Origin of the sequence: Nostocoides australiense Ben110 (genome assembly GCF_001050535.1) — a bacterium.
Lineage (GTDB): Bacteria > Actinomycetota > Actinomycetes > Actinomycetales > Dermatophilaceae > Nostocoides_A > Nostocoides_A australiense.
In genome coordinates, this window is sequence record NZ_HG764815.1 from 3206172 (window position 1) to 3208634 (window position 2463).

The 2463-nt window shown below is 73.7% G+C and carries 1 protein-coding gene and 2 pseudogenes; 1 reads left to right on the forward strand and 2 read right to left on the reverse strand.

The features are described from left to right. A pseudogene (locus BN11_RS24030) lies at positions 1–652 on the reverse strand (hypothetical protein); the annotation flags it as partial. Between the two features lie 67 nt (positions 653–719). Further along, a complete protein-coding gene (locus BN11_RS15545) occupies positions 720–1577 on the reverse strand; it encodes a Fic family protein (protein WP_048699198.1) in 858 nt (285 codons plus the stop codon). 364 nt (positions 1578–1941) lie between these two features. Between BN11_RS15545 and BN11_RS24035 the strand changes: the two are divergent. Continuing rightward, positions 1942–2463, forward strand: a pseudogene (locus BN11_RS24035) (sensor histidine kinase); the annotation flags it as partial.

The window sequence follows — 2463 nt, forward strand, 5'->3', positions numbered from 1 at the left end:
CGAGCGGTCCGCGGCCGGCACCCGGCATACCACCCCGCCGCTCGGCCACGGCGACCCGCCGATCGTCGACCACCTCGCCGAGCAGGGGCAGCCCGAGACCTGCAGCAGCGGCCTCGGCCAGCTTGCGCCGGCCACGACGGGACCGGGTGACGACGCCGGCCAACTGCTCGGCGTCGAACTGCTCAAGCCATGCCTGCGCATCGGCGATGCCGCGAGCGGTGAGCGGGAGCAGATAGAGACTCGCGCCCTGCCCCGGCCGCAGCTGCCGGCCCCAATCGACGACGACGAGATCGCAGGAGCGCTCCAGGCCGTCGAGAACGGCGTCGAAAGCGGTGGGCGGCACCGGTTCCGGGCTCAGCGCAGTCAGGGTGGAACTGACCCGGCCACCCGACAACACCGCGCAGCCGTCCGCCTGCGGAAGCCGTTCGCGCAGCCGCGAGCCATCGACCACCCCGTCGACCTCGGCGAGTTCGGCCCAGCGGTGGCCGGGCAGGTGCTCCACCCCTGTCGTGACCTGCAGGCCGCCGCAGACCGGGTCGCCGTCGACGACGACGGCCGTGCCCCCGAGCGCCGCCGCCTGCACCCCCAGCGCGGCCGCCAATGTCGAGCAGCCGGCGCCGCCGGACCCACTCACCACCCCAAGAATCGTCATGCCCCTCAGCGTGCCGACAACCGGCCGATCGGGCTACCGACACCCAGCGAGGCTGTGGATAACTTCGTCAGCCCGGCTGCGTGGGTGTCGCCGAAAAACGGCCCGCGAGAACTGCATCGGCGATCTCGCCGCCCTCCCGCGCACCCGCCACGACGGCGTCGGCGCAGTGGTCGATCCACAGCATCAGGCCCGCGAGGGAGCCCGAACCGTATGCCTGTAAGGCTCCGTGATAGGCGACACCCCCCTGGGCGCCGTGGCCGGCTTCCGGGACCACCACCCCCGTGGGGTCGAGTCCGCACGCCTGCAGCAGAACGCGATTCAGCGCCCGGGCGACAAGACCGTTGCCGCGGGCGAACGGGCGGGCATGGACGATCTCAGCGTGCGCGATGGCGACCACGAGCAGGGTGGGCAGGTCGTCGGCTGCGATGACGTCATCGAGCGCGAACAGCCGGGCGGCCGCTTCGGCGGCATCCGGGGCCGGCCCCAGGAGGGAGAACTCCGCGCACTCGGCGCTCGTCCGCGGCCGGCCGAGGTCGCCGCTGTCCACCAGGTGAGAGGCAGCGGCGAGGTGGAGCCGGGCGTATGCCTGTCGCGGAGCCGAACGCACCGACGCCACCAGACCCTCCGTCGCCGCCGTCGCCGCGATCGCCCCGTGCAGCACCCGCTCTGCGGGGTCCGGGTCGGGCGACGGTTCGCGGGCCCCGCGCATCAGGTCCCGGACGATCTCGATGCTGCTGCGCGCGCCGTCCAGTTCGCCGCTGGCCCACGCTCCCCGCACGCGCGATTCGGCTGCCGCCTCCGGTATGCGGCGGCGCAGCGCCTGGTGCCAGCGCAACTGCGTGCACGCCTCCCGCGCCCGGTCCGACGCCGCGGTGACCCGCTCGTCAGCGGCGAGGGACTGGAGAGCGGCGAGCGCATCGGACACCCCGGCACCCTATGCGGTGGGCGGGCGTACGCCGCATTTATCTCGTCCCACGAAAAGTTGTCGGCGCCACATGCGGCGTTGCTGTTGCATGATCCGCCAATTTGCCCAAGGATTGAGGCAGGTCGCTCCCTTCGGGTTGAGCAACCTGCGTGTGGTGCCTACCCCCCGAGGGCATCGCCCGCAGCGGCCCCGGCTGTTCCCCCCCAGCCGGGGCCGCACCGTTCCCGGCCGGGGCCGCCCGGCGGCACCCGCACCCCGCACCTGTTCCCCCCAGCCGGGGCCGCACCGTTCCCCGCCGGGGCCGCCCGGCGGCGGCATCCGAGTCTTCCTGCGCGACCTGCGAGGTGAGCCCTACCCTGGCGGGATGCGAGGTTTCGATCTGCCCACGGCGATGGTGACCGTGCTGATCGTCTTCCTCATCTGGCTGGGGATCCGCCTGGTGGTCACGGTGCGCGGCCGGTCCCGGGGATTCCTCAGCGACGCCAACCGGGCGACCTACGAGACGCTCCATACGGCGGCCCGGGCGGCACGCCACCTCGGATCAGGGCTGACGCCGGCCGGCGGGGCCAAGGCCGCACGCCACCTGCGGACCCTCCTCGACACCCCGGCCCTTTCCCTGATCGACCAGAGCGGAACCGTCACCTGGGAGGGCGCCCACAACCACCACGCCGGCGCCGTCGCCAAGCTCGCCGAACCGGTGCTGCGGGACGGCCATACCGCCGTCCTCGACCACGGCGAGGTCGCCTGCACCGATGTGGACTGCGCCATCCGGGCTGCCGTCATCGCCCCGATCGTCTGCGAGGGGCGGGTGGTCGGCGCGCTGGCGGCATACGGCCCGCATGCCAACGCCGGCCTGGCCCGCGCGACGGCCGAGGTCGCCGGCTGG